Below are 25,104 nucleotides of genomic sequence, written 5' to 3' on the forward strand. Positions count from 1 at the left end.
CTTCTCAGAGCAGTCCGGCGCCCTGTTGGGCACCTCGACGGCCTCGGCGGGCAGCGCGGCGTTGGAGCCAGAAGAGGCTGTAGCCGAGGAATCCGACGCCGATCCCGGCGTAACAGATGGGCAGTGCTCCCGACCAGCGATCACCGCTGAGGAGGACCACGGCTGTCACGACCACCCACGCCAGCGTGCCGACGACGAGAGCCGGCGCCGGTGCGGACAAACGGTCGATAACGGTTGTTGTGTTGGGCGTCTCGTTCACAAAATTAACGCTACCCGTACCCCTGTGCCCTACTCTCCCTTATGCGACCGGCCTTCGTACGCCGGCACACGGCGGCGCAAGAACACCGGCGACCTATGACAGCGATGGGAAAAAGATGGCGGCACCCGGGAAAATTCTCGATACGTATTTCAAGATCAGTGAACGCGGATCAACGATCTCCACGGAGGTTCGCGGCGGTGTTGTCTCGTTTGTCGCGATGGCGTACATCGTGGTTCTCAACCCGCTGATCCTCGGTAGCTTCTCGGCGGATGACGCCGTCGCAAAGACCGACGTCCTCGGAAACATTCTGCCGGTCAACCAGGTGGCTGCGGTCACCGCCCTGGTTGCCGGTCTGATGAGCATCGCGTTCGGCATCATCGCGAACTATCCGTTTGCGATCGCGGCCGGCCTCGGTATCAACAGCCTGCTAGCCGTCACGATCGCCCCGCAGGTCACGTGGCCGGAAGCCATGGGCCTGGTGGTCATCGACGGCATCATCATCGTCGTGTTGGCGCTCACCGGTTTCCGGACCGCCGTGTTCAACGCGATTCCCAATGCACTCAAATCGGCCATTGCCGCCGGTATCGGCATGTTCATCGCGTTCATCGGTCTGGTCGACGCCGGATTCGTCCGTCGGATCCCCGACGCCGCAGGTACGACGGTCCCCGTCGGGCTCGGTATCAACGGTTCCATCGCGTCGTGGCCGACTGCGGTCTTCATCTTCGGTGTTCTCATCATGGGTGTGCTCGTGGTGCGCAAGGTTCGTGGTGGCCTGCTCATCGGCATCATCGCCACGACCATCCTGGCTGCGATCATCGAAGCGGTTGCAGAGGTCGGACCGTCGCTCGGAACCAACCCCAAGGGCTGGAACCTCAGCGTTCCCGCGATCCCCGACATGTTCGGTGGCATGCCCGACCTGAGCCTGGTCGGGGACTTCAGTCTCTTCGGCGCGTTCACCCGAATCGGTGTTCTGGCAGCCAGCCTGCTCGTGTTCACACTCGTTCTCGCGAACTTCTTCGACGCCATGGGCACGATGACGGGACTCGGCAAGGAAGCCGGATTGACGGACAAGGACGGCAACCTCCCCAATGTGGGTAAGGCTCTCGTCGTGGAAGGCGCCGGTGCCATCGTCGGTGGTGGCGCGTCTGCGTCGTCGAACACGGTGTTCGTGGAGTCGGCGTCCGGTATCGCGGAAGGCGCTCGGACCGGCCTGGCAAACGTTGTGACGGGTCTACTGTTCCTGGTCGCGATGTTCCTGACACCGCTGTATTCGGTGGTGCCGATCGAGGCCGCAGCGCCGGCCCTCGTCATCGTCGGCGCACTGATGATCGGTCAGGTCCGTGACATCGACTTCACGCAGTTCTCGGTTGCGCTTCCCGCGTTCCTGACGATGATCGTGATGCCGTTCACCTACTCGATCGCCAACGGCATCGGCGTCGGATTCATCTCCTGGGTGGTTCTGCACGCTGCTACCGGCGGTGCCAAGAAGATCCACCCGTTGCTGTGGATCGTCGCGGCACTGTTCGTCGCGTACTTCACTGTCGGGCCGATTACCGACGCACTGACGTAAACCTGCAACTGGCTGGTAACCGATAACCCGGCTACCGGCCAGTTGTTGACGTATTGTTCTCGCGTGACCACCGAAACTCGAGCGCTCGCCAGTGATCTGTCATTGGCGGTTGTGCGTCTGAGCAGGCATCTGCGAGGACGACGGGCCGACGCGCAGGTATCCCTGACACAGCTCTCGGCTGTGGCGACACTCTCGCAAGAGGGACCAATGACCCCAGGTGCACTCGCGGCGCGTGAGAAGGTGCAGCCGCCGTCGATGACCAGGGTGGTGGCGTCCCTCGCAGAACTGGGGTTGGTGCAGCGTTCACCCCATCCCACGGACGGTCGTCAGATCATCGTGAGCTTGTCCGACGCAGGTAATGCGCTACTCGCTGACGAGACCCACGCGCGTGAGGCTTGGATGAACGAGCGACTTTCCGACTTGAGCGCCGAAGATCTGGCAACACTTCGCGGTGCTGTCGAGATCATCACAAAGATCGTCAGCGCCTCCGAATAACCGCTTTCCATGGTGTCGCGGTGAGGTAGTTGCTCACGCGAATGATCGCAGGAGCAAGATGGGGTAGTGCCCCGTGACCCCGAATCCGGCATGTTTGCCGCACTCCGCAACCGAAACTACCGTCTCTGGGCGTCCGGGCAGATCGTGTCCCTGGTCGGAACGTGGATGCAACGCATCGCTCAGGACTGGCTGGTTCTGACGCTGTCCGACGGTAATGCACTGGCAGTCGGCATCGTCATGGCATTGCAGTTCGGACCGACGCTGTTCCTCTCGGTGTGGGGCGGTGTCCTCGCCGACCGGTACGACAAGCGGCGCATTCTCATCTTCACGCAGTGGGCGAGCGCGTTGTGCGCCCTGGTGATGGGTGTCCTGGACGTCGGCGGGTTTGTTGCTCTGTGGCACGTGTATCTGATCGCGTTTGCCCTTGGCTGTGTATCGGCGGTGGATGCGCCTGTACGCCAGTCGTTCACCATCGAAATGGTGGGTAAAGAGCATCTGTCCAACGCAATTGCGTTGAACTCCATGACTTTCAACACCGCACGCATTATCGGTCCGGCCATTTCCGGGGTGCTGATCAATCTGATCGGTACGGGTTGGGTCTTCCTGCTCAACGTCGCCACCTTCGGTGGTGTGCTTGTCGCATTAGCACTGATGAATGCGAAGGAATTGATCCCGTCGGAACCGACGCCGCGCGCCAAGGGACAGGTGCGTGACGGATTCCGATATGTGTGGGGCCGTAAGGACCTGCGGGTCATCATGGTGTCGGTTTTCATGGTCTCGACGTTCGGCCTGAACTTTCCGATCAGCCTCGCGGTGATGGCGCGCACTACGTTCGATCGCGGCGCCGACGCCTACGGATTGCTCTCCACCACACTCGCTGTGGGTACCTTGGCCGGCGCCGCGTATGCAGCCAGACGCAAGGACGCTCCGCGCCTGCGAACGTTCCTCAGCGCGGCAGCGGCGTTCGGTCTCTTCGAAATCGCTGTCGGGTTGATGCCCACGTACCCCCTGGTGGCGTTGATGCTGATTCCCACCGGCGCACTGACGCTGACCTTCACGACGTCGGCGATGAACATCCTGCAGATGTCGGTGCCGTCGGAGATGCGGGGGCGGGTGATGGGTATCTACATGCTCAGCTTCCTCGGTGGCACCCCACTTGGCAGTCCGATGCTGGGTTGGTTGGCCGACGCCGTGGATCCGCGGGCACCGTTGATCATCGGTGGCGCGATCTCGCTGGTGTCCGCCTCCCTGGCCGGGATATATCTCCTGCGCAGCGAAGGCCTCAAACTGCGATTGAAAATGCCCGACGACGGCGGACGCCTGCCGGTGTTCGACCTGCGTCCTGCCGTCGTCTGTGATGCGACCGAGCAAGCGGTGGAAGCTAACCGCGCACCGTGAGCTTTTCTCTCTTCGGAAAAACGGTGTAGCTGAGGGCGATTGCGCCCCACACTGCGAGAACCACGGTGAGTGTGCGGACCCAACTGCTCAGTGCGTCGGTGCGAGAGGCGTCGCCGACAAGGACGATCGCGGCGGTGAGCAGGGCGCACGAGATGGCCCAGGCCAATGCTGCTTTCCCGAATTCACGCCACTCTCGGATCGCTCGCGGCGTCCCGTATTTCGGAGGCGCGACGGGCTTCGGTCCACCGGCAAATCGGTAGGCGAATCGCGCGTCGGCCCACGAGATGAGGCTGTGCCCGAACGCAATGGATACACCGATGTAGGCGGCCGCCAGTCCGTGGCTGGCGTTTGCCTGCCCGCCGCCGCGCAGATCGAGGGCTGTGGCGACCAGAAGTACGACGTCGACCAGGGGAGCGCAGATCAAGAGGCCAGCGCCGACGCCGGGTTTCCGGAACAGGTAGCGAGCAGTCAATCCTGCGGCGATGAAAACCCAGAACATGATCTCGCAGGCAACGATGAGTGTGACGATCATGGGAACTCGTTTCTAGTACGACTGTGTTAGTAATTGGAAACTAGCACAGCTGTGTTAATTTTGTGAAGTGGTGAAACGACCCAGTTCCGAAGAGCGCCGTGAACAGATCGCGGAAGCTGTCTGGCGTGTGATCAGACGCGACGGAATGGCCGCCGCCAGTGTCCGTACCGTCGCCGACGAGGCGGGCATGTCCACGGGCTCCCTGCGCCACTTCTTCGCGACTCAATCCGAGCTCTTGCTCTTTGCCATGGAATTGGTTTCCGTCCGCGTCGAGAATCGAATCGCAGGCATCGAGTTCGATCCCGACATCAGGCGGGCGATACGGCAATTTGCCGAACAATTTGTTCCCCTCGACGCCGACCGCCGCGAAGAGATGCAGGTCTGGGAGGCATTCGCCGCGGCATCGCGAACAGAACCGGACTTGGCGGTGGTCCGGGAGCGGACGGATCGAACCCTGTTCGGGCACTTCCGTCAGTTCGTCGAGGCGTTGAGTGATTCAGGTTTTCTTCGGTCCGGCAGTTCCATCGACAGCGAAGCAATGCGCCTGCACGCGCTGGTCGACGGGCTTGCCGCGCACGGTGTCAACAATCCGGAGAGGGTGAACCCGGCCGCAATCACCGAAGTGCTCGACGCCCATTTCGATTCGCTGATCACCGCAGCCGGGAGCAGTGACTGAGGACGGCATCCGATACGGCACCATAGAAGCCGTGGTTCACGTCATCGATATCTCAGATCCAGCCGATTCCCGGTTGGATGACTTTCGCGATCTCAACTCCTCCGATCGCCGACCCGACCTCCCCGAAGGAAAGGGTTTGGTCATCGCGGAGGGGGTATTTGTCACCCAGCGACTGCTGACCTCGCGTTTCGAGCCGATCAGTCTCCTCGGAGTCGATCGCCGACTGCAGGAACTTGCCGAGGACCTCGACGGTGTTGATGTTCCCTTCTATCGAACCAGTGCGGAGGTGATGGCAGAAGTGGTCGGATTCCATCTCAATCGTGGAGTGCTTGCCGCGGCTGCCAGGCCGACGCCGCTGGCTGTCTCGGAAATCCTGCAGGACGCCCGAACAATTGCCATTCTCGAAGGCGTCAACGATCACGAAAACCTCGGCTCGATGTTTCGCAACGCCGCGGGGCTCGGAGTCGACGCCGTACTTTTCGGAAAGGGCTGTGCCGATCCGCTGTACCGCCGCTCGGTCCGAGTGTCCATGGGGCACGTACTGCGAGTTCCGTTTGCCCATGTCGAGAAGTGGCCGTACGACCTGGAAGAGCTGCGCAGCAACGGTTTTCAGCTCATCTCGCTCACGCCCAATCCGGAGGCCGTGACGCTGGCCGAAGCGATGACCGGAGACAAGGTAGCCCTGTTGCTCGGCGCCGAAGGTCCTGGCCTGACCGAACATGCCATGCGTGCGACGGATATTCGCGCCAAAATCCCCATGGCGCCGGGTACGGATTCACTCAACGTCGCCACCGCCGCCGCAATGGCCTTCTATGAACGAGTCAGGACCCGGCAGTAATGCCGACCGGAACTCCCTGGTTTACCGGTGTCGCGGTATCGATTTTTGCCGCAATGCTGTCCACTGCCGCGGTAGGCGCGTTCAGCCAGGGCCTGGCACACGTCAACGTGTTTCTTGCCGTTGCGGTCAACGTCATCGCAGTGGCGGGCCTGGCTCCCACCGTGTGGCGGTGGCGGGCCGTCCCCATCTGGCGATGGGTGGTTTACGGTGCGGTAGCGGGTATTCCGTTGGGGTGGATAGCCGCGATCGCCTGAATCTCAGTGGAAGCCGAAGTATCGGGCCAGTCGGCTTCGCTTCTTCGGCTCGGGAGTTGGAGCCTCAGCAGTTGGAGCCTCAGGAATTTGAGCCCGGGGGACTTCCGGCGCGTCGGTGAAATCAGGTTGAGGGGGCTCAGCTGCGACGGGTGTCGGGGGCTTCGGTTCCCTTGCCTTCGGTTCTGTTATCGGTGGATCTGGTTCGGGCGCAACAGCAACCGGTTTTGCCGGCGGAACGGGTGTCGGAGCTGATTGTGGGATCTCAACTGGCTCTGGTGCTGGAGGCTTGGGCTTTGCCTGCTGCGCCTGCTCAGCCTGCTCAGGCTGCTCGGTTGTCGGCACCGTCGCCTTCGGGGCTTCCGACTTCTGGTGAATCTTGAATCCCCACAACAGGATTTGAGTCTTGTCGAGATCGCCCTCGTGCGGCGCACCCGTGTATCGGAATCCCAGCCACTCCGCGTTGGCGGCCTCGGCGAACTGCTGGGGGTGGAACGGCAGTGCTTGCGGATCGGGCAAAATGCCTGGGGGATAACGCAAGGGGTGCTTGCCCGACCAGTAGGGCAACTCCCAAGTCTGTGGGATGCCGATGTTCTCGACGATGTCGATCGGGAGTGCGCTGAACGAGCGTCGCAGCTGGCCGTTTTCCCAGATGGCAAAGGACCCTTGCGCGCGGTCGGGTGACGAGCTGACCAGGAAGGTGAGCGGCGCGTGCGGCGAAAGTAGCCAGGACTCAGGAAGTTCCGACGGAAGGCACGCGCTCAACTCTGCGCTGGCGACGACGCTGATGTTCTCGTAGGTGCCGATGAAGAGATAGCCGGGTTGTACGGTCGCAGCGATCGACAGCGGGTGTGGGCCGAGAGACTCGAACTCTTTGCCGGGGTGTAGTCGCTGCGCGATCGCGAGTGCCGCGGCCTGGTCGGGCTGCGGGTACAAACTCAGTTCAGCGCGAACGTCATTGTTGTCGACAAACCAAATTGTTGATACACGTGCAGCCACCGATCGCCCTCTCTCCTGAACCCTCGCTGCTTAGAAGAATACGACGAATCGGCCGGTAATCTTGCCTCCGGTCCGCTCCGGGCGGGAGCGTCAGCGGCCGCTGCTACGCACACCGAGGAGAACGTCGTCCCATGACGGAAGCGCGGGCTTTCCGCGCTTGTCCTTGGTCGACGATTGTTGCGGCGCTGCCTTGGGCGTGACGTCTTCGGCAGGTTCCGGGGTTTCTTCTTCTATCTGAGGCTCGGGCTCGGCTTCGACCTCTGCCTCGACCGTCGGAGCCTCCACGCGAGCCGGAATCTCGACGCGAGCCGGAGTGTCTACCCGAGCCGGGATTTCCGCGACGGGGGGTATTTCGGTGACAACCGTGACGGCGTCGTGAGTCTCGGCTTCAGGGTTGACTTCTTCGTCTGGTTCGAAGTTGTTATCGATCCGTGACAGTTCGGGTCGCTCGTAGACCACCGGTGCCAGACCGCGCAATGGGCGGCCGAAATCCGGATCGATCAAGTCGAATGCAGTGTCGTCGAGCGCGACGATGGTTCCACCGTGCGCGTCCGGCTGATAGCGCCAATGTGCGGCGTTGGTGCTGCGCCCGGCCTGCCATTGCAGCTGTGCAACCCAGTGATTGTCCTCGTCGCGCCAGGCATCCCACGTGGCGTCGTCGATGGTGTGGCCGCGGGCACGGAATGCGTGAGTCACGATTTCTGCGAGCGTCGGCACGGTGGGTCCGTTGTCACGGATCGGGTGCCCACCCTGCGCCATTTCTGCTGCTCGGGAGCGTTCGAGAAGGACGGGGTATGCGTAGCGCTCGACCTTGCTGACCGGGATGCCGGCTTCCTTGGCGACCTGTTGGACGGAAGCGCCGGATCGGATACGGGCCTGGATTTCGCGGGGGCGGAGCTGGCTTTCGTTTTCGATCTCGATCTGGCCGAGTCGAGCTACATCACCCCGGCACGCTGCGCGCAGTTTGTCGTCGGCAGGGAGTCGAAATTTTTGGCCGGTTTCGGCGTCGGCGCACACCACGTGCGATCCATCGGGTTCAAGTCCGATCACTCGAAGCTCTCGCACATTGACCTCCCTTATCGCGCCGGCTCGCGACTTTGCGCCGCAGTCAACTGTAATTCATTTGTGATGACCAGCCCGGCAGGACACTCCCGGCAGACCCCTCGCGTACGGATATCAACGCAATCACGCCGCCGGCCTCGACTCGCGGATGGAGTCGAGGCCGGCGGCGTGATACGAGAACTACAGGCGTGGCTCAGCCGAGCTGCGAGACGACCCAGTCGATGCTCTTGGTGAGAGCGGTGACATCTTCGGGGTCGATGGCCGGGAACATGCCGACGCGCAACTGGTTGCGGCCGAGCTTGCGGTACGGCTCGGTGTCGACAATTCCGTTGGCGCGCAGGATCTTTGCAACCTCGGCTGCGTCGACGTCGTCGTTGAAGTCGATGGTGCCGACAACCTGCGAGCGGTGTGCCGGATCAGCGACGAACGGCGTTGCGAACTCGCTGGCCTCGGCCCAGTTGTACAGGCGCGAGGACGAGTCGGCGGTGCGTGCGGTGGCCCAGTCGAGGCCTCCGTTGCTGTTCATCCACTCGATCTGGTTGGCGAAGAGCAACAGGGTTGCCAGTGCCGGAGTGTTGTACGTCTGATCCTTGGAGCTGTTGTCCACGGCGATGGGCAGCGACAGGAAGTCGGGGGTCCAGCGTCCCGAATCCTTGATCTCTGCGACACGCTCGAGGGCGGCCGGGCTCATCAGTGCGATCCACAGCCCACCGTCCGATGCAAAGCACTTCTGCGGAGCGAAGTAGTAGATGTCCGAATCGGCGACGTTGACGGGCAGTCCGCCGGCGCCCGAGGTGGCGTCGATGGCGATCAGGGCGTTCTCCGAACCGGCGGGGCGGGAGACGGGGATCGCAACACCGGTCGAGGTCTCGTTGTGTGCCCAGCCGATGAGGTCGACAGACGGGTCGGAGACCGGTGCCGGTGCGCTGCCCGGATCAGCGGAGACGACGATCGGGTCACCGATGAACGGGTTGGCCTTGGCGACCGAAGCGAACTTGGAGCTGAATTCGCCGTTGGTCAGGTGCAGCGACTTCTCGCGGATGAGGCCGAATGCAGCGGCATCCCAGAACGCGGTGGTTCCGCCGTTGCCGAGGACAACCTCGTATCCCTCGGGGAGGGAGAACAGGTCGGCGAGACCGGAACGAACGCTGGCGACAACGTTCTTGACCGGCTTCTGCCGGTGGCTGGTGCCGAAGACCGAAGCGCCCACGTCGACCAGGGACTGCAGCTGCTCGGGGCGAACCTTGGAAGGACCGCAGCCGAAGCGTCCGTCAGCGGGCTTGAGATCGGCGGGGATGATCGGGGCGGTAGCGTCAGCCATTGGTCAGTGCGTCCTAAACGTCGAGGAACCTTTGCCGGGTTAGTTTAGACGGCTGCGGTGTCGTAGTGGACGGTCGAGGTGCTGCGACGAGTGTCGAAACGCGTCGTGGGTCCGCAAAATGAGACCCCACCACCAGTGTTGCGGCTCGGTTACTATCGCCACCACAGTCGATTCGACAACTCGAGGACGCTCATGAAAATTCGCTCCATAGCCTTGCTGTTCGTCACCGCGATTGTTCTGACTTCGTGTGCCTCGAACACGACCGATTCCACTGGCGAATCCGGCGCAGACGGCGGTGCGTTCCCGGTGACGATCGACACCGAATTCGGTGCGGTAACCATCGAATCCCAGCCTGAACGCGTGGTGGCGCTCGGTTGGGGCGACGCCGAGACGGCACTAGCGCTCGGCGCTCAGCCGGTGGGTGCCAGCGATTGGCTCGCATTCGGCGGCGACGGCGTCGGACCCTGGGCACAGGGGCTGTACAAGGACTCACCAGAGCTGATCGGAACCATGGAACCGTCTTTCGAGGCGCTCGCGGCTCTGGCTCCTGACCTGATCCTCGACACGAAGAGCTCCGGGGACAAGAGCCGGAACGACCCACTGGCGAAGATCGCGCCGACAGTCGGTATGCCGGCCGGAAGTGACGCCTACCTCACATCACTCGACGACCAGGTCACATCGGTCGCGACCGCGCTCGGTGTGCCCGAGAAAGGTGAAGATCTGCTCGCCCAGATCGACGCGCAATACGCAGAAGCGAAGGCGGCACATCCGGAGTTCGCAGGAAAGACAGTCACGGTCATCGCCTACACATCCGAAGGTTGGGGCGCCTACGTGACCGGCGACTCGCGAGTCGATTTCATGACCGAGCTCGGGTTCGTGAACAATCCTCGAGTTCAAGCCGTGCCAACCGAGAACTTCTTCATCCCGGTGTCGGAGGAGAACTTGGACATGCTCGACGCCGACTTCGTTGTTGCGTTGCCGATCTACATGCCGACCACGGACGTGACGAACAACGCTCTGTTTCAGCAGATTCCGGCCGTGAAGGACGGACGTTTCATAGTCCTGGACAGTGACTCGGATATCTCCGATGCATTTTCGACGAATTCGGTGCTGTCCATACCGTTTGCGCTCGAGCAATTGGTTCCACTTATCGCCGAACGCGTTTCCTGACGTCGCTGACGACATGAATCAACCGGCCGGGTACCTCGTGAGAGGTACCCGGCCGGTTGATTGTGCTGCGGAGAAATTTACGAGTGGCTGATCTGATCCCAGCCCTCGACGGACTCGGGAGTACGTGGTGCCGGGCCGGTGTAGATGGCTGCCGGGCGAACCAGTTTGCCGAGGCGCTTCTGCTCGAGGATGTGCGCACACCAACCAGCGGTGCGGCCACACGTGAACATGGCAGGCATCATGTGCGCGGGAACCTCGGCGAAGTCGAGGATGACGGCGGCCCAGAACTCGACGTTGGTCTCGATCGCGCGATCGGGACGACGCTCACGCAGTTCTGCCAGCGCTGCCTGCTCGAGAGCTGCGGCAGCTTCGTAGCGGGGAGCGTTGAGGCGCTTCGCGGTTGCACGGAGCACGCGGGCGCGGGGATCTTCGGCACGGTAGACGCGGTGCCCGAAGCCCATCAGCTTTTCCTTGCGGTCGAGGATTCCCTTGACCAGTGCGCGGGCGTCGCCGGTCTTCTCGGTCTCTTCGATCATCGGGAGCACGCGAGCCGGTGCGCCGCCGTGCAGCGGGCCGGACATCGCGCCGATGGCGCCGGAGAGCGATGCAGCGACGTCGGCGCCGGTGGAGGCGATGACGCGGGCCGTAAAGGTGGACGCATTCATGCCGTGCTCGGCTGCCGAAACCCAGTACGCGTCGATTGCCTCGACGTGTGCCGGATCGGGCTCACCCTTCCAGCGGACCATGAAGCGTTCGGTGACGGTCTTGGCCTCGTCGATGCGCTTCTGCGGAACTGCCGGCTGGTAGATGCCGCGAGCGGACTGCGCGACGTAAGACAGGGCCATGACGGACGCGCGGGCGAGCTGATCGCGAGCGGTGTCGTCGTCGATGTCGAGGAGCGGCTCGTAACCCCAGATGGGGGCCAGCATCGCAAGTCCGGCCTGGACGTCGACGCGGACGTCGCCGGTGTGGATGGGGAGGGGGAACGGCTCGGCCGGCGGCAGGCCGGGGCCGAAACGGCCGTCGACGAGCAGTGCCCAGACGTTGCCGAAGGTCACCTTCTGGCCGACCAGGTCTTCGATGTCGACGCCGCGGTAACGCAGTGCGCCGCCGTCCTTGTCAGGTTCGGCGATGTCGCTGGTGAAGGCTACGACGCCTTCGAGTCCGCTCACAAAATCGTCCGGTATTGCTGCGCTCGCTGCCATTCTCGTGGACTCTCCTCGTTCGAGTGCGCCAGGTCTTCAGTCGCACTGCCTCAGCTTCCGTGACTGCGCCTCGGTGCTCGCAGGGATGAGCACGCACCGTGTTTCGTACTGCGCAATCGTCTGGTCCCGATTCGGCTGCTGTCGCTGGTGCGGCTCGCGGTTCGGATCGGGTCTAGCCACGGCAAACTTTAGCGCGTCCCGAGTAGTCGGTGGCCGGTTGGTACCCGGGAGTAGCGTTCTGGGCTGTGTCGAAGGAACGTCAGGACCCGGTGGTGGTGAACAGTGAACTCGCTGCGATGCGTGTGGGGTACCCGCAACCAGGCAGTGAATCGGAGGCCGTGCACGATCGGATGCGCGTCGAGTTGGACGTAAGTCAGGTTGCCGACGGTTGGTTGCCACTGATGCGTCAGTGGCTGTTGGATGCCGTCGAGGCGGATGCGCCGGAACCGAATGCGATGACGCTCTCGACTCTCGGCGAGGACGGTCACCCCGCGTCGCGGACCGTGTTGTGCAAGGGGCTCTCCGATGAGGGGGTCCTCTTCTTCACCAATTACGGTTCGGACAAGGCCAGGCAACTCGACGCCCATCCGTATGCGTCGGCCAATTTCACCTGGCTGACCCTGGCCCGCCAGGTCACTGTTCGAGGTGCAGTCGAGCATGTGAGTCCGCAAGTGACACAGGAGTATTGGCGAACCCGTCCGCGAGGATCGCAGCTCGGAGCGTGGGCGTCCCATCAGTCGCAGCCCGTCGAATCACGCGCCGTCTTGGACGAACAACTGCGTGAGGTGGCCGCACGCTTCGGCATCGACGGCGAGATTCCCGTGCCGCCGCACTGGGGCGGGATTCTGATCCGGCCGGAGTCCGTCGAGTTCTGGCAGGGCCGCGCCAACCGTATGCACAATCGGGTCCGCACCACCGTCGTCGACGGTCAGTGGTCCGCAGTTCGTCTCCAACCGTGAGGCGCGTTCTCGCGGACACGACTCCGCTCGAAAATCTCGACTACCGCCGCCTGTGGACCGCCGGCATCGTCACCGTTATCGGCGCCCAGCTCAGTGTTGTGGCTGTTCCGCAACAGGTGTACGAGATCACGCGCAGTTCGGCCTATGTCGGTCTGACCGGAATCTTCGGTCTCGTCCCGTTGATCGTTTTCGGGTTGTGGGGCGGTGCCCTCGCCGACGTGATGGATCGGCGACGGCTGCTGATGATCACGTCGATCGGACTCGGCGTCACGTCGGTTCTGCTGTGGATCCAGGCGGCGCTCGGTGTGAACAACGTGTGGCTGGTGCTGGTGCTGTTCTCCGTGCAGCAAGCGTTTTTTGCGGTCAATCAGCCGACACGCGCGGCGATCATTCCGAGGTTGATACCGGGTAGGCAGCTGCCTGCTGCGAACTCACTGAACATGACGGTTGTGCAGTTCGGCGCGATCGCTGGTCCGATGCTTGCCGGAGTGCTCATTCCGACTGCTGGGCTGCAATTGCTGTACCTGCTCGACTCGATCTTCCTGCTCGCCACACTGTGGGCGGTGTGGAAGTTGCCGGCGATTCCGCCGACAGGCACGTCGCGACGGGCCGGTCTGAGCGAGGTCCTTGGCGGCTTTGCCTATCTGGCCACGCAGAAGGTGCTGCTCGCGTCGTTTGTGGTCGACATCATCGCGATGGTGTTCGGGATGTCGCGGGCACTGTTCCCGGAAATCGCGCACGAATCGTTCGGTGATCCCGTCACCGGTGGCTTTGCCCTCGGACTGTTGTTCGCCGCGATGTCGGCGGGAGCCGTTCTGGGCGGCGTGTTCTCGGGCTGGCTACCGCGGGTGGAGTACCAGGGGCGTGCTGTCTTGATCTGCATCGCGTTGTGGGGACTGTCGATGGTCGGTTTCGGTGTGGCCGTGTACTACGCCAGTCCCGGATCCAGCGTGCTTCTGCTCTGGGTGGCGGTCGCGTTCCTCGCGGTCGGTGGCGCCGTCGACATGATTTCAGCGGCGTTCCGCAGCACGATGCTCCAGCAGGTCGCGACGGACGACATGCGTGGTCGACTCCAGGGCGTCTTCATCGTGGTTGTCGCGGGCGGTCCGCGTATCGGCGACGTGGTGCACGGCGCTGCTGCCTTCCTGTTCGGAACGGGGGTGGCGGCGGCCGGCGGTGGCGTTTTGGTGGTAATCGGCGTTGTCGTGTCGGCGATCATGTTCCCGACATTCGTCGCTTACCGGGTGGGACGCGCCGTCTGACGTCCTAGTATGTGGGCGGTTTGTGGGGGAAACTGATTCCATGACGCAACCGCACAGCACGGGCAAGGGCGGCTTCGAGATCCGTGGTGGGGGTTATCGCGCCGAAATCGCGGCAGCCGGAGCAGGTTTGCGATTGCTTGATCACGAGGGGCCGTCCGGCAAACGTGCGCTCACCGAAACCTGGGAACTCGGATCGAAGCCGCCGCTGTCGGCCGGTTTGGTCCTGGCGCCATGGCCCAATCGGATTCGGGACGGGCACTTCATGTTCGACGGTATCGAGCATCAACTCGAGATCACCGAACCGGCCCTGAACAACGCCAGTCACGGGTTTGTGCGTCGTCGCAATTGGAGCCTCGTCGATCACACCTTCGATCGCGTCGAACTGTCGGTGGACGTCGGCCTGCACAAGGGCTGGCCGTATCCGCTTGCGCTGTCGATCGTCTACGCAGTGGACGAAACAGGATTGACGGTCACCCACACCGCGACCAACAAGGGCGCCACTCCGTCGCCCTTCGGACTTGGCACGCACCCGTTCATCCGCGTCGGTGATGTCCCACTCGACGAGTGCTCACTGCACCTGGCAGCGGGAACACGATTGCCGATCGATCCGGAGCGGATGCTGCCGAACGCGTATTCGCAGGCCGTCGAGGGCACGGATTTCGATTTCCGAACCCCGCGCCCACTCGAAGGTGTGCAGCTGGACACGCCGTTCAGTGCATTGGACGTGGTGGACGGTAGTGGTCGCACACAGCACGAATTGCTTGCGCCGGACGGGACCGGGACCGCTCTGTGGACGACGCGCGAGTTTCCGTGGATTCAGGCCTTCATCGCGGATCCCGCAAACGGTAAGGGCTATCCCGACCGCGGTCGTGCTCTGGCGCTCGAACCGATGACATGCCCACCGGACGCGTTCAACTCGGGAATCGACATGTTGATTCTCGGCCCGGGCGAAACGTGGTCCGGCCTGTGGGGGATTCGTGCAATTTGATCCGGAGGATCGTGCAATTCGATCCGGAGGATCGGGTTCTGTGATCTTGGGATCGAGCGCTGGGCACTGTGATCCGCATCCCAGATAGTGGGAGGCTGTAACAAACGGCTGCGAAGTCTCGATAGTCGCGATTTGCCGAACACCGTTCGATTCGGCGGCACATTTTGCGCGGTGGGGCTGGATCTGTGAGGCGTTGCGCGAGAAGGAAAGTCCAGATCAACGCCATGTGCGAATCCTGAAATGCGAGCTGGAGCACAGTACTTCGGTACTCTGAAACCTGTTGCAGTTTCGGGGTATATGTCTGACACTGATCGACGTGCAAAACCCCCGTGGAGCGACCCTCCCTGGGCGCGTTGTGTTCGGTGCGACTAGTTTCTAGTTGATCGTATGTAGTTACTCGTTGGTTTGAGCTTGAGAGGGATCCTTCGTGCCCGCTGACAATGACACAAAGCCCACGCTTACTTACCCCGGTGGTGAGCACACGATGTCCATTGCCAGGGCAACCGAGGGCAATGACGGCATCGAACTGGGAAAGCTGCTGGCCGATACGGGGTACACCACCCTCGACCCCGGCTTTGTGAACACCGCATCCACCAGTTCCGCAATTACCTACATCGACGGCGAGAAGGGAATCCTGCGCTACCGCGGATACCCCATCGAGCAGTTGGCAGGTAAGTCCACCTTCATCGAAGTCAGCTACCTGCTGATCTACGGTGAGCTCCCGACCGATGCACAGCTCGAGTCCTTCACGGACCGCATCCGTCGCCACACTCTTCTGCACGAAGACCTCAAGCGGTTCTTCGACGGATTCCCGCGCAACGCACACCCGATGCCGGTTCTTTCCTCCGCAGTCAACGCGCTCTCTGCGTACTACCAGGATTCCCTGGATCCCGAGGATCCGGAACAGGTGGAACTCTCCACCATTCGCCTTCTCGCGAAGCTGCCGACCATCGCGGCCTACGCATACAAGAAGTCCGTCGGACAGCCGTTCCTGTACCCGGACAACTCGCTGAACCTGGTCGAGAACTTCATGCGCATGACGTTCGGTTTCCCGGCCGAGCCGTACCAGGGTGATCCCGAGATCGCCAAGGCACTCGACATGCTGCTCATCCTGCACGCAGACCACGAGCAGAACTGCTCCACGTCCACCGTGCGCATGGTCGGCTCTTCCGACGCGAACCTCTTCACCTCGGTGTCCGCCGGCATCAACGCACTGTGGGGCCCGCTGCACGGCGGCGCCAACCAGGCCGTGCTCGAGATGCTCGACGACATCAAGGCAAACGGCAGCACCGCAGCCGAGTTCGTCCGCAAGGTCAAGAATAAGGAAGACGGCGTGAAGCTCATGGGCTTCGGGCACCGCGTCTACCGCAACTACGACCCGCGCGCCGCGCTGGTCCGCGAGACCGCGCACAACATCCTCGGCAAGCTCGGCGGCGACGACGAACTGCTCAATATCGCCATGCAGCTCGAAGAGGCCGCCCTCACGGACGACTACTTCATCGAGCGCAAGCTGTACCCGAACGTCGACTTCTACACGGGTCTGATCTACCGCGCGATGGGCTTCCCGCCCCGCATGTTCACCGTGCTCTTCGCCATGGGCCGTCTGCCCGGCTGGATTGCGCACTGGCGTGAAATGCACGAGGATCCGGCTACGAAGATCGGCCGCCCGCGCCAGATCTACACCGGCTACACCGAGCGTGACTATCGGGATATAACCACCCGCTAGCCCCTGCCCACAATTTTCGCCTCAACGAGGAGGACCTATGAGTAGCAAGCCCGTAATCGAGTTCCAGGAAGGCCCCGCGCCGACCGATCTGGTCATCAAGGACCTGGTTGTCGGAGAAGGCGCCGAAGCCGTTCCCGGTGGCACCGTCGACGTTCACTACGTCGGTGTCGAGTTCGAGTCCGGTGAAGAGTTCGACTCTTCCTGGAGCCGTGGTGAGTCCATTCAGTTCCCGCTTCGTGGCCTGATCAAGGGTTGGCAGGACGGCATCCCGGGCATGAAGGTCGGCGGACGTCGCCAGCTCACCATTCCGCCGGAGCTGGCATACGGCCCCGCCGGTGCAGGACACCAGCTTTCCGGCAAGACCTTGGTCTTCGTGATCGATCTGCTGGACGCCAAGTAATTCACTGTGCAGCAGGAGAGCCCCGCACCGTCAGGTGTGGGGCTTTCTTGTGTGGTCAGTGCGCCGTCTTTCGTCGGTAAAGCCAGTTCGACCACACAAATCCCACGGCGGCGATGCCCAGACACCACGCGAGCGCGATCACGGCACTGTTCCCGATCGGCGTGCCCATCAGGAGTCCGCGCACCGTCTCGATGATCGGGGTGACCGGCTGGTGACGGGCGAACCCCTGCAGCCACGACGGCATGGTCTCGGCCGGCACGAAGGCGGTGCTGACGTAAGGCAGGAACATGATGGCGAAGGTGAATCCGCTTGCTGCCTCCGGGTTCTGAGCCAAGAGTCCCAATGCCGTCGAGAGGTACGACATGGCGAATACGAAGGCGACGATCACGGCGGCGACGCCGAGCCAGCGCAACGGATCGCCGGTGGGCCGAAATCCCATGATCAGAGCGACGACGATCACGATCGCCGTCGTCAGGACGTTGCGGACGACGCTGGCCAGTACGTGCCCGGTCAGGACGGACGACGGAGAGATTGCCAGCGTCCGGAAACGGTCGATGATCCCGTCCTTCATGTCGCTCGAGACGCTGACGGCGGTGGTGGAGGCACCGAAACCGGCACACAGCAGAATGATGCCTGGCACGACATAGTCGATGTACTCGGTGCCGGTATTGATAGCGCCGCCGAAGACGTAGACGAACAGCAGCATGAGCATGACCGGCAGGGCTATCGCGGTGATCATCGAATCAGGGCTGCGGAGAACGTGTTTGAGATTTCGGCGAAGCATCACCGAGGAATCGATTGCAATAGTGGAGGTCATCGAACGCTCGCAATCTCGGGTTGGCCCGATCCGGTGAGTGCGAAGAACACGTCGTCCAGATCCGGAGTGTGAACGGAGAACTTCTCGACGGTGATCGACGGGTCGTCAATCGAGTCGAGGATGGCTTTGATCGACGGCACCGTCCCGTCGGAAGGGATGTGCAGGGTCAGAATCTCGGCATTCGAATGTGCTTGCGGAAGTGACGCCGCGGCGAGATCGAGTTGAGCGAGGTTCTCGAATTGCAGTGCGACATGGCCGCCCGGAACCAGACGTTTGAGTTCGTCCGGTGTTCCCTCGGCGACGAGGCGACCGCCGCTCAGCACACCGACTGTATGGGCCAATTCGTCTGCCTCGTCGAGGTATTGGGTGGTGAGGAAGATCGTGACACCTGAAGCCGTGAGACCACGAACTATCGACCACATTTCGTGGCGGCTTCGCGGGTCCAGGCCGGTGGTGGGTTCGTCGAGAAAGACGACGTCCGGTTGGGCGACGAGGCTCATTGCGATGTCGAGTCGTCTGAGCATGCCGCCCGAGTAGTCGCCGGCGCGTTTGTCGCCGAAGTCCGTCAAATCGAACTGGTCGAGCAATTCCTCGGCACGGCGACGGGAGTTCTTCCGGCCCAGGTGATTCAGCTCGCCCAGGAGGGTCAGGTTCTCGGAGCCGGTCAACAGTGTGTCGACGGCCGCGTACTGCCCGGTGACGCTGATGCGTCGGCGAACGTTCTGTGGATCGCCGGGAAGCGAATGACCGGCCACAGTGACCTCGCCGGCGTCGAATGGAATGAGGGTGGTGAGAATTCTTACGGCCGTTGTCTTTCCGGCGCCGTTCGCACCGAGGAGCGCGTACACCGATCCGGCCGGGACCGACAGGTCGAGTCCGCCCAGAACCTGTTGATCTCCGTAGCGCTTGCGAAGTCCGCGGACCGAGATTGCGGGGATTCTTCCTGACATCGAGACCTCCAAGTGAGAACTGTGTATGACATAAACTCGCGTTTATAGCGTACACAGTTCTAGGATGAGGGCAAGAGCAAAGAGTGGGAGCGGTATGGATGGCGGCGCGCTACCGAGGGCGGTCGAATTGGCCTGGGGACTGGATCGGCCCGGAACGCGAGGTCCCAAGAAGGGGCTCAGTCTCGAGCAGATTCTCGACACCGCGATAGAGCTTGCCGACGCTGAAGGTGTCACTGCGCTGTCGATGGGCCGGGTGGCCAAGTCTCTCGGATTCACGACCATGTCGCTCTATCGCTACGTAGCGAGCAAAGACGAACTGATCGAACTGATTTCGGATCGAGTGATCGGCCCACCGCCGGTAATTCCCGACGGAGTGTCCTGGCGCGCCAAGCTTGAAGTGTGGGCGACCCACGAGTATGCGACGATGCTGAGTCGGCCGTGGTGGCTCAAGTTGCCCATCACCGCCCCGCCGACCGGGCCCAACAACATGGCGTGGCTCGACGCGGGTCTTGGCGCTCTCGACGGTGTCGCCCTGAGTGCCGCGTCGAAGTTCCAGGTGGTGACCAATGTGTCGTTGTTCGTCATCGGCCGCGCTCGTTTCTCGGCTGACCTGGCTTCGCGCTCGGCGCAGTCTGCCGACGACGACGTCGCTTATGGCGCCCTCATCGCTCGGGTCATCAATCGTGAGGACTTTCCCTACCTCAGCGCTGCAATCGAGGAGGGCGGCTTCGAGGACGGCAGTCCGGAGGGCGACGCAGCCGGTAACGATGCTTTCGATTTCAGTTTCTCGCTTGGCCTTCTGCTCGACGGAATCGAGAAGCTGGTGCAGCGGTCAGGACACCAGCGCGATGGCACTGACGTCGTCGATGATCAGGTCGGTGATCAGCCCACCTCGTAGTGCGCCTTCCAGCGCGGGCAACTTTGCCGTTCCGGCGACAATGCACACGCGTCTGGCGACTTTCTCGAAAAGGTCGAGACGCGGACCACTCGCGCGCTCGTTGAGTTCGATTCCGCGGTAGCTCCCGTCGGACCGGAAGAAGACGGTTGCAATGTCGCCGACCACGCCGTCGCGTCGAAGCGCTTCTGCTTCATCGGGTTCGAGGTATCCGGCGGTGTAGACGTGACTCGGCACGTTGCCGCCGGGAACTCCGATGCTGAAGACCGCCAGGTCCATGCGCTTTTGCATGTCCAGTACTCGCTTGATGCTGCGTTCGCGCCACAACTGCTCCCGGGTTTCCGGGTAGTCGAAAAAAGCGGGGACCGGAAATCCTTGGGGGAGAGCGCCATAGGCGTCGGCGATAGTTCTGATGATGTCGCTGGCATACGAGATTCCCGTGGTGCGAGTGTTTGCGGCGCCGTTGAGTTGCACTACGTACGAGTTGTGTAGGTGCGTTTGGGGGGGCGAGGTGCTTGCTGACCTCGCTGAGGGTGGTTCCCCAGGCGATCCCCATCACCATGTCGCTGTCGAAGAACGACGCCAGTAGCCTGCCGGCAAAAGTCGCGACCTTCTCGAGGCGCTCGAGATCTCCCACCAGTTCCGGGACTGTCACCACGTGGGCACGTACCCCGTATCGCTCCGAGAACTCACGCTCGATGCGGGGTGCTTGGCCGTGTGGGGTGCTGATCTTGATCTCGACGAGTCCGGACGTGCGCGCATAGGTGATCAGTCGCGAGACCGTGGATCTGGATACACCCATGTCGCGGCCGATGGCGGCCATCGTCTGATCTTGGAAGTAGTAGAGGCGCGCGGCCTGGACGGCGTCGGAGATGCGAGGGTCCGCGGGGTCGGAGGTCGGGAAGTCGGAGGTCGGGGATTCCATGGCATTGTCCTGTCTGCACGTTCGTGCACGAGCGCTGAACCGAATCTTATCGGAGTAGCACCTGGCCGCCGCACTCCAGCGCGACAATTCCCTGAAACGTATCTGTTACCCGCATTACGGTGCGGAAATGCCCGGTTTGCACGTATGTGCACTGGCTATGCATGAATGTGCAAATGGCCTTAGGCTACGGATGCAGCAATCCAAACTATGACATGCATCACAATTGAGTGAGGGTGGGATGGAGAAAGCCAAGCGATTAGGGCTCCCCGGCGAGTTGGCAGCCGAGTTCGCAGGAACGATGATCTTGATCTTGTTCGGCGTCGGAGTTGTGGCGCAGGTGGTGTCCGGCGGGAGCGGCGGAGGGCTCGGTGGGCATGACAGCATCGCGTGGGCCTGGGGCCTGGGTGTCATGTTCGGAATCTATGTCGCCGGCCGGGTGACGGGTGCTCATCTGAACCCTGCCGTCACGTTCGCCTTCGCGATCTTCCGGGGATTCTCCTGGCGCAAGGTGCTGCCGTACACCCTGGCGCAGACCGCTGGAGCCTTCGTCGCCGCGTTGATCGTCCGGTGGAATTACAACGACATGCTCAATGCCATCGATCCCGGACACACGACCGCCACTCAGACGATCTTCTCGACCATGCCTGGAAACGGAACGCTCCCGGTCAGTCTCGGCTCGGCGCTGATCGATCAGATCATCGGCACCGCCATCCTGTTGTTCCTCATCGTTGCAGTCACCGATTCTCGGGGAACTCCGCCGCTTGCGAATCTCGCGCCGTTTGTCGTCGGATTGATCGTTGTGGGAATCGGATTCGCCTGGGCGACCAACGCGGGGTACGCCATCAACCCGGCGCGCGACTTCGGCCCGCGACTGGCGTCGTATCTCACCGGCTACGGAAGTGCGTGGCGGGATCAGTACGGGAGCTTGTATTTCTGGGTGCCCATCGTGGGACCTCTGATCGGCGCTCCGATCGGAGTGTTCCTCTACGACAAGCTGGTTGGACGATTCCTCCCTGACGACGACTCGGCGGAGGAAGCGACCGAGGAGCCGGCGTCGATACCGGCGTGATCGCGAATCAACATCTCTGAGTAAATCTCTCGCACTTTCTCTCGATACCAAAGGGGTAGCACGATGGCGCAGTTCGTAGCCGCGATAGACCAGGGGACCACCTCCACACGTTGCATGATCTTCGATCACAGTGGGCACGTGGTTGCCGTCGAACAGCACGAGCACACACAGATCTTTCCGCAGGCAGGGTGGGTCGAGCACGATCCGATCGAGATCTGGGACAACGTCCGCAACGTCACCGCGGGCGCGTTGGCCAATGCGGACCTGACCGCGGCCGATATCGCATCCGTCGGAATCACCAATCAGCGAGAGACGGCGGTGGTGTGGGAACGCGCGACCGGAAAACCCGTCTACAACGCAATCGTCTGGCAGGACACGCGTACCGATCGGATCTGCACGGCTCTTGCCGGCGATGACGGACCCAAAAAGTACACGACGGTCACTGGATTGCCGCTCGCAACGTACTTCTCGGGTCCGAAGGTCAAATGGATACTCGACAATGTCGAGGGTGCTCGCGAGAAGGCCGAAGCAGGCGAGTTGTGCTTCGGCACGATGGACACCTGGGTGCTGTGGAACATGACCGGTGGTGTCGAAGGCGGAGTGCACGCCACCGACCCCACCAACGCGTCGCGCACTCTGTTGATGGATCTCGACACTCTCGCATGGGATTCGGCGATCTGCGCCGACATGGGTATTCCCGAATCCATGCTTCCCGAGATCCGTAGCTCGTCCGAGATCTTCGGATTCGTTCGTGAGCGTGGCACGCTGTCCGGAGTGCCGATTGCAGGAATTCTCGGCGATCAGCAAGCAGCGACTTTCGGTCAGGCCTGCCTCTCACCGGGCGAAGCGAAGAACACCTACGGAACCGGCAACTTCGTGCTCCTCAACACCGGCACCGAAAAGGTGATGAGCAAGAACGGATTGCTGACGACGGTCTGCTACAAGATCGGTGACCAACCGACGATCTACGCGTTGGAAGGATCGATCGCCGTGACCGGTTCGCTGGTTCAGTGGTTGCGGGACAACCTCGGAATGATCAGCAGTGCAGCAGATATCGAGGTGGATGCGCGTTCGGTGGACGACAACGGCGGAGCGTACTTCGTGCCCGCGTTCTCGGGTCTTTTTGCTCCCCACTGGCGTGCGGATGCCCGCGGCGCCATCGTCGGCCTGACTCGGTTCGTGAACAAGGGCCACCTTGCCCGTGCGGTGCTCGAAGCGACCGCGTATCAGAGCCGTGAGGTCATCGATGCGATGAACCTCGACTCGGGCGTCGATCTGAAGGTTCTCAAGGTAGACGGCGGAATGGTCGCGAACGAACTGCTCATGCAGTTCCAGGCCGATCTGCTCGATGTCGAGGTGATCCGTCCGGTGGTTGCAGAGACCACGGCATTGGGCGCAGCGTATGCAGCCGGTCTCGCAGTCGGGTACTGGGACAGCGAGGACGATATCCGCAGCAACTGGGCGAAGGACAAGAGTTGGACGCCTTCGATGGATTCGGCCGAGCGTGACCGGTTGTACGCAGGTTGGCAGAAGGCCGTCACACGGACCCTGGACTGGGTCGACGCGGACTGATCCTGCGTCCCCAATTTCTACCTATTTTCAAGTGAAGGAACCATTTTCATGAGCACAGCACAAGCATTGAGTCCGTCCTCGCGGGCGGAGTCGCTGAAGAAGTTGGAAGAAACCGAACTCGATGTCCTGGTCATCGGCGGTGGCGTGGTCGGCGCGGGCAGTGCACTCGACGCCGCAACTCGAGGTCTGAAGGTGGGCTTGGTGGAGGCACGTGACTTCGCGTCCGGAACCTCGAGCCGGTCCAGTAAGTTGTTCCACGGCGGACTGCGCTACCTCGAGCAGTTCAATTTTGCGCTCGTGTTCGAGGCACTGCGTGAGCGGTCCCTGGTACTGAACTCGCTGTGTCCGCACCTTGCGAAGCCGGTGCCGTTCATCTACCCGCTCGAGAAGATGATCGACCGGCCATACGTCGGTCTGGGCATCGGCGTTTACGACGTGATGGGCGCAGGCCGTGGGGTTCCCTCACACCACAAGCATGTGGGAAAGAAGAAGACCCTCGAATCGTTCCCTTCCGGAAAGCGTTCTGCCATCCGCGGTTCGGTCAAGTTCTACGAGGGACAGGTAGATGATGCCCGGCACACGATGATGCTGGCGCGCACGGCAGCCGAGTACGGCGCGCTGTGCGTCAACAGCACGCGCGTCGTCGGTTTCCTCCGCGAGGAGGACCGGGTTGTCGGTGTGAAGGCAGTGGACCTGGAAACCGGTCGCGCGTTCGAGATCCGGGCTCGCCAGGTCATCAACGCAGCAGGCGTGTGGACTGACGAGATTCAGGAAATGGTCGGTGGGCGAGGACAATTCCAGGTCCGCGCGTCCAAGGGCGTTCACCTGGTCGTCCCGCGCAACCGCATCAACTCGTCAACCGGAATCATCACGCGGACCGAGAAGAGCCTGCTGTTCGTGATCCCGTGGGGAAGCCACTGGATCATCGGTACGACGGACACGGACTGGAACCTCGACCTCGCGCATCCGGCAGCGAGCCGAAGCGACATCGACTACATCCTCGGTCATGTCAACAAGCTCCTCCAGGACGAGCTGACGCACGAGGATGTCGTCGGTGTGTACGCGGGACTGCGTCCGTTGCTGTTCGGCGAATCGGATTCGACCAGCACTCTCTCCCGTGAGCACGCGGTGTCGAGTCCGGTTCGGGGTTTGACGGTGGTGGCCGGTGGCAAGTACACCACCTATCGCGTGATGGCCAAGGACGCAGTCGATTCCGCGGTGCACGGACTCGAGCAGAAGGTGCCGAAGTCGTGCACCGAGCGTATTCAGTTGGTGGGCGCCGACGGTTACTTTGCCGCGTACAACAACCGGCACCTCACCGCTGAGCGCACCGGACTGCACGTTTCGACTATCGAACACCTGCTGGGTCGCTACGGCACTTTGGCTGACGAGTTGTTCGAACTCATCGAAGCGAGGCCGGAACTGGGACGGCCTTTGGACTCTGCCCCCGAGTACCTCGAGGCGGAGATTCACTACGCCGCGAGTCACGAGGGTGCGCAGCATCTCGACGACATCCTGACCCGCCGTACTCGTATATCGATCGAGGTCACGGACCGCGGCGACGCGGCAGCCGCGGAAGTAGCCGAACTGGTTGCGCCGGTGTTGGGTTGGACCCCCGAGCACATTGCCGAGGAGATCGAGCACTACCGGTTGCGCGTTGCAGCCGAGCGGGAATCTCAGGAGCAGCCCGACGATCTGACGGCTGATGCGGCGCGCCTGGGTGCACCGGACGTTCGCACGGGCGTCACCGTAGGGTGACTTCCGC

Annotated in this window: 25 protein-coding genes and 1 pseudogene; 16 read left to right on the forward strand and 10 right to left on the reverse strand. The window is 62.3% G+C overall.

Features of this window, described 5'->3' with window-relative positions:
* Positions 1 to 4: 4 nt before the first annotated feature.
* On the reverse strand, positions 5 to 259 hold the full coding sequence (locus RG2_RS17725) for a DUF2530 domain-containing protein (protein ID WP_033234095.1): 255 nt from the start codon (positions 257 to 259) through the stop codon (positions 5 to 7).
* 115 nt (positions 260 to 374) lie between these two features.
* On the opposite strand from RG2_RS17725, the gene RG2_RS17730 reads away from it, so the two are divergent.
* From RG2_RS17730 to RG2_RS17740, 3 genes are all read left to right on the forward strand, one after another.
* Positions 375 to 1,829 carry an NCS2 family permease gene (locus tag RG2_RS17730; RefSeq protein ID WP_033234096.1) on the forward strand — a complete coding sequence of 485 codons (1,455 nt, stop codon included), beginning with the start codon at positions 375 to 377 and terminating at the stop codon, positions 1,827 to 1,829.
* A gap of 63 nt (positions 1,830 to 1,892) precedes the next feature.
* Entirely contained in the window at positions 1,893 to 2,324 is a 432-nt protein-coding gene (locus RG2_RS17735) for an Rv0880 family HTH-type transcriptional regulator (protein WP_033234097.1), read from the forward strand.
* Between the two features lie 90 nt (positions 2,325 to 2,414).
* Positions 2,415 to 3,722, forward strand: coding sequence for an MFS transporter (locus tag RG2_RS17740; RefSeq protein WP_033234364.1), 1,308 nt, complete (start codon positions 2,415 to 2,417; stop codon positions 3,720 to 3,722).
* On the opposite strand, the gene RG2_RS17745 is transcribed toward RG2_RS17740, so the two are convergent.
* On the reverse strand, positions 3,706 to 4,254 hold the full coding sequence (locus tag RG2_RS17745) for a hypothetical protein (RefSeq protein ID WP_033234098.1): 549 nt from the start codon (positions 4,252 to 4,254) through the stop codon (positions 3,706 to 3,708). The two genes, RG2_RS17740 and RG2_RS17745, sit on opposite strands and share 17 nt — an antisense overlap.
* Positions 4,255 to 4,321: 67 nt before the next feature.
* Here RG2_RS17745 and RG2_RS17750 point away from each other — a divergent pair, with 67 nt between their 5' ends.
* Genes RG2_RS17750 through RG2_RS17760 form a run of 3 tightly spaced genes read left to right on the forward strand, consistent with a single transcriptional unit; the run spans position 4,322 to position 6,022 of the window.
* The gene (locus RG2_RS17750) at positions 4,322 to 4,930 is read left to right on the forward strand and encodes a TetR/AcrR family transcriptional regulator (RefSeq protein ID WP_033234099.1); all 609 of its coding nucleotides are present in this window, start codon (positions 4,322 to 4,324) and stop codon (positions 4,928 to 4,930) included.
* Positions 4,931 to 4,961: 31 nt separating this feature from the next.
* Complete coding sequence (locus RG2_RS17755) at positions 4,962 to 5,768, forward strand: TrmH family RNA methyltransferase (RefSeq protein WP_033234365.1); 807 nt, start codon at positions 4,962 to 4,964, stop codon at positions 5,766 to 5,768.
* The gene (locus RG2_RS17760) at positions 5,768 to 6,022 is read left to right on the forward strand and encodes a DUF2537 domain-containing protein (protein WP_033234100.1); all 255 of its coding nucleotides are present in this window, start codon (positions 5,768 to 5,770) and stop codon (positions 6,020 to 6,022) included. The genes RG2_RS17755 and RG2_RS17760 overlap by 1 nt, the downstream gene beginning before the upstream one ends.
* A gap of 3 nt (positions 6,023 to 6,025) precedes the next feature.
* On the opposite strand, the gene RG2_RS17765 is transcribed toward RG2_RS17760, so the two are convergent.
* From RG2_RS17765 to serC, 3 genes are all read right to left on the reverse strand, one after another.
* Entirely contained in the window at positions 6,026 to 7,018 is a 993-nt protein-coding gene (locus RG2_RS17765; RefSeq protein ID WP_072782607.1) for a DUF6928 family protein, read from the reverse strand.
* Between the two features lie 90 nt (positions 7,019 to 7,108).
* Positions 7,109 to 8,083, reverse strand: coding sequence for a septation protein SepH (gene sepH / locus RG2_RS17770; protein WP_033234101.1), 975 nt, complete (start codon positions 8,081 to 8,083; stop codon positions 7,109 to 7,111).
* A gap of 190 nt (positions 8,084 to 8,273) precedes the next feature.
* On the reverse strand, positions 8,274 to 9,401 hold the full coding sequence (serC, locus tag RG2_RS17775) for a phosphoserine transaminase (protein ID WP_033234102.1): 1,128 nt from the start codon (positions 9,399 to 9,401) through the stop codon (positions 8,274 to 8,276).
* A gap of 192 nt (positions 9,402 to 9,593) precedes the next feature.
* Between serC and RG2_RS17780 the strand changes: the two genes are divergently transcribed.
* Positions 9,594 to 10,571, forward strand: a complete 978-nt coding sequence (locus tag RG2_RS17780; RefSeq protein ID WP_033234103.1) for an iron-siderophore ABC transporter substrate-binding protein — start codon at positions 9,594 to 9,596, stop codon at positions 10,569 to 10,571.
* 77 nt (positions 10,572 to 10,648) lie between these two features.
* Here RG2_RS17780 and RG2_RS17785 read toward each other — a convergent pair whose 3' ends face one another.
* Complete coding sequence (locus RG2_RS17785; RefSeq protein WP_033234104.1) at positions 10,649 to 11,776, reverse strand: citrate synthase 2; 1,128 nt, start codon at positions 11,774 to 11,776, stop codon at positions 10,649 to 10,651.
* Positions 11,777 to 12,021: 245 nt separating this feature from the next.
* Here RG2_RS17785 and pdxH point away from each other — a divergent pair, with 245 nt between their 5' ends.
* The 5 genes from pdxH to RG2_RS17810 all read left to right on the forward strand — a co-directional run bounded on the left by pdxH (position 12,022) and on the right by RG2_RS17810 (position 17,111).
* The gene (pdxH, locus tag RG2_RS17790) at positions 12,022 to 12,735 is read left to right on the forward strand and encodes a pyridoxamine 5'-phosphate oxidase (RefSeq protein ID WP_033234367.1); all 714 of its coding nucleotides are present in this window, start codon (positions 12,022 to 12,024) and stop codon (positions 12,733 to 12,735) included.
* Positions 12,732 to 13,997, forward strand: coding sequence for an MFS transporter (locus tag RG2_RS17795; RefSeq protein ID WP_033234105.1), 1,266 nt, complete (start codon positions 12,732 to 12,734; stop codon positions 13,995 to 13,997). Before pdxH ends, RG2_RS17795 begins: the two co-directional genes overlap by 4 nt.
* A gap of 40 nt (positions 13,998 to 14,037) precedes the next feature.
* Positions 14,038 to 14,985, forward strand: a complete 948-nt coding sequence (locus RG2_RS17800; protein WP_033234106.1) for an aldose 1-epimerase family protein — start codon at positions 14,038 to 14,040, stop codon at positions 14,983 to 14,985.
* Positions 14,986 to 15,412: 427 nt separating this feature from the next.
* A complete protein-coding gene (locus tag RG2_RS17805) occupies positions 15,413 to 16,711 on the forward strand; it encodes a citrate synthase (protein ID WP_033234107.1) in 1,299 nt (432 codons plus the stop codon).
* A gap of 37 nt (positions 16,712 to 16,748) precedes the next feature.
* Positions 16,749 to 17,111 (forward strand): FKBP-type peptidyl-prolyl cis-trans isomerase, encoded by a 363-nt coding sequence (locus RG2_RS17810; protein ID WP_003940440.1) that lies wholly within the window; start codon positions 16,749 to 16,751, stop codon positions 17,109 to 17,111.
* 55 nt (positions 17,112 to 17,166) lie between these two features.
* On the opposite strand, the gene RG2_RS17815 is transcribed toward RG2_RS17810, so the two are convergent.
* Both RG2_RS17815 and RG2_RS17820 read right to left on the reverse strand, forming a co-directional pair.
* Positions 17,167 to 17,928, reverse strand: coding sequence for an ABC transporter permease (locus RG2_RS17815; protein WP_033234108.1), 762 nt, complete (start codon positions 17,926 to 17,928; stop codon positions 17,167 to 17,169).
* Positions 17,925 to 18,878, reverse strand: coding sequence for an ATP-binding cassette domain-containing protein (locus tag RG2_RS17820; protein WP_033234109.1), 954 nt, complete (start codon positions 18,876 to 18,878; stop codon positions 17,925 to 17,927). The genes RG2_RS17815 and RG2_RS17820 overlap by 4 nt, the downstream gene beginning before the upstream one ends.
* Before the next feature lie 94 nt (positions 18,879 to 18,972).
* Here RG2_RS17820 and RG2_RS17825 point away from each other — a divergent pair, with 94 nt between their 5' ends.
* Entirely contained in the window at positions 18,973 to 19,776 is an 804-nt protein-coding gene (locus tag RG2_RS17825) for a TetR/AcrR family transcriptional regulator (protein ID WP_033234110.1), read from the forward strand.
* On the opposite strand, the gene RG2_RS32340 is transcribed toward RG2_RS17825, so the two are convergent.
* The gene (locus tag RG2_RS32340) at positions 19,711 to 20,247 is read right to left on the reverse strand and encodes a sugar-binding domain-containing protein (RefSeq protein WP_230590121.1); all 537 of its coding nucleotides are present in this window, start codon (positions 20,245 to 20,247) and stop codon (positions 19,711 to 19,713) included. The two genes, RG2_RS17825 and RG2_RS32340, sit on opposite strands and share 66 nt — an antisense overlap.
* Positions 20,248 to 20,251: 4 nt before the next feature.
* Positions 20,252 to 20,698: pseudogene (locus RG2_RS32720) on the reverse strand (sugar-binding domain-containing protein); the annotation flags it as partial.
* A 238-nt stretch (positions 20,699 to 20,936) separates the two neighbouring features.
* On the opposite strand from RG2_RS32720, the gene RG2_RS17835 reads away from it, so the two are divergent.
* The 3 genes from RG2_RS17835 to RG2_RS17845 all read left to right on the forward strand — a co-directional run bounded on the left by RG2_RS17835 (position 20,937) and on the right by RG2_RS17845 (position 25,097).
* The gene (locus RG2_RS17835) at positions 20,937 to 21,767 is read left to right on the forward strand and encodes an MIP/aquaporin family protein (protein WP_033234111.1); all 831 of its coding nucleotides are present in this window, start codon (positions 20,937 to 20,939) and stop codon (positions 21,765 to 21,767) included.
* 63 nt (positions 21,768 to 21,830) lie between these two features.
* Positions 21,831 to 23,339, forward strand: a complete 1,509-nt coding sequence (glpK, locus tag RG2_RS17840; RefSeq protein WP_033234112.1) for a glycerol kinase GlpK — start codon at positions 21,831 to 21,833, stop codon at positions 23,337 to 23,339.
* A gap of 48 nt (positions 23,340 to 23,387) precedes the next feature.
* A complete protein-coding gene (locus tag RG2_RS17845; RefSeq protein WP_033234113.1) occupies positions 23,388 to 25,097 on the forward strand; it encodes a glycerol-3-phosphate dehydrogenase/oxidase in 1,710 nt (569 codons plus the stop codon).
* The last annotated feature ends 7 nt before the right edge of the window (positions 25,098 to 25,104 follow it).

Origin of the sequence: Rhodococcus globerulus NBRC 14531 (genome assembly GCF_001894805.1) — a bacterium.
Classification (GTDB): Bacteria; Actinomycetota; Actinomycetes; order Mycobacteriales; family Mycobacteriaceae; genus Rhodococcus_F; species Rhodococcus_F globerula.

What these genes read in the sequence shown, in the direction of transcription:
- RG2_RS17730 (WP_033234096.1), top strand. Translation starts at nt 375, where the DNA reads ATGGCGGCACCCGGGAAAATTCTCGATACGTATTTCAAGATCAGTGAA.
- RG2_RS17740 (WP_033234364.1), top strand. Translation starts at nt 2,415, where the DNA reads ATGTTTGCCGCACTCCGCAACCGAAACTACCGTCTCTGGGCGTCCGGG.
- RG2_RS17745 (WP_033234098.1), bottom strand. Translation starts at nt 4,254, where the DNA reads ATGATCGTCACACTCATCGTTGCCTGCGAGATCATGTTCTGGGTTTTC.
- RG2_RS17760 (WP_033234100.1), top strand. Translation starts at nt 5,768, where the DNA reads ATGCCGACCGGAACTCCCTGGTTTACCGGTGTCGCGGTATCGATTTTT.
- serC (WP_033234102.1), bottom strand. Translation starts at nt 9,401, where the DNA reads ATGGCTGACGCTACCGCCCCGATCATCCCCGCCGATCTCAAGCCCGCT.
- RG2_RS17780 (WP_033234103.1), top strand. Translation starts at nt 9,594, where the DNA reads ATGAAAATTCGCTCCATAGCCTTGCTGTTCGTCACCGCGATTGTTCTG.
- RG2_RS17785 (WP_033234104.1), bottom strand. Translation starts at nt 11,776, where the DNA reads ATGGCAGCGAGCGCAGCAATACCGGACGATTTTGTGAGCGGACTCGAA.
- RG2_RS17800 (WP_033234106.1), top strand. Translation starts at nt 14,038, where the DNA reads ATGACGCAACCGCACAGCACGGGCAAGGGCGGCTTCGAGATCCGTGGT.
- RG2_RS17810 (WP_003940440.1), top strand. Translation starts at nt 16,749, where the DNA reads ATGAGTAGCAAGCCCGTAATCGAGTTCCAGGAAGGCCCCGCGCCGACC.
- RG2_RS17815 (WP_033234108.1), bottom strand. Translation starts at nt 17,928, where the DNA reads ATGACCTCCACTATTGCAATCGATTCCTCGGTGATGCTTCGCCGAAAT.
- RG2_RS17820 (WP_033234109.1), bottom strand. Translation starts at nt 18,878, where the DNA reads ATGTCAGGAAGAATCCCCGCAATCTCGGTCCGCGGACTTCGCAAGCGC.
- RG2_RS17825 (WP_033234110.1), top strand. Translation starts at nt 18,973, where the DNA reads ATGGATGGCGGCGCGCTACCGAGGGCGGTCGAATTGGCCTGGGGACTG.
- RG2_RS17835 (WP_033234111.1), top strand. Translation starts at nt 20,937, where the DNA reads ATGGAGAAAGCCAAGCGATTAGGGCTCCCCGGCGAGTTGGCAGCCGAG.
- glpK (WP_033234112.1), top strand. Translation starts at nt 21,831, where the DNA reads ATGGCGCAGTTCGTAGCCGCGATAGACCAGGGGACCACCTCCACACGT.
- RG2_RS17845 (WP_033234113.1), top strand. Translation starts at nt 23,388, where the DNA reads ATGAGCACAGCACAAGCATTGAGTCCGTCCTCGCGGGCGGAGTCGCTG.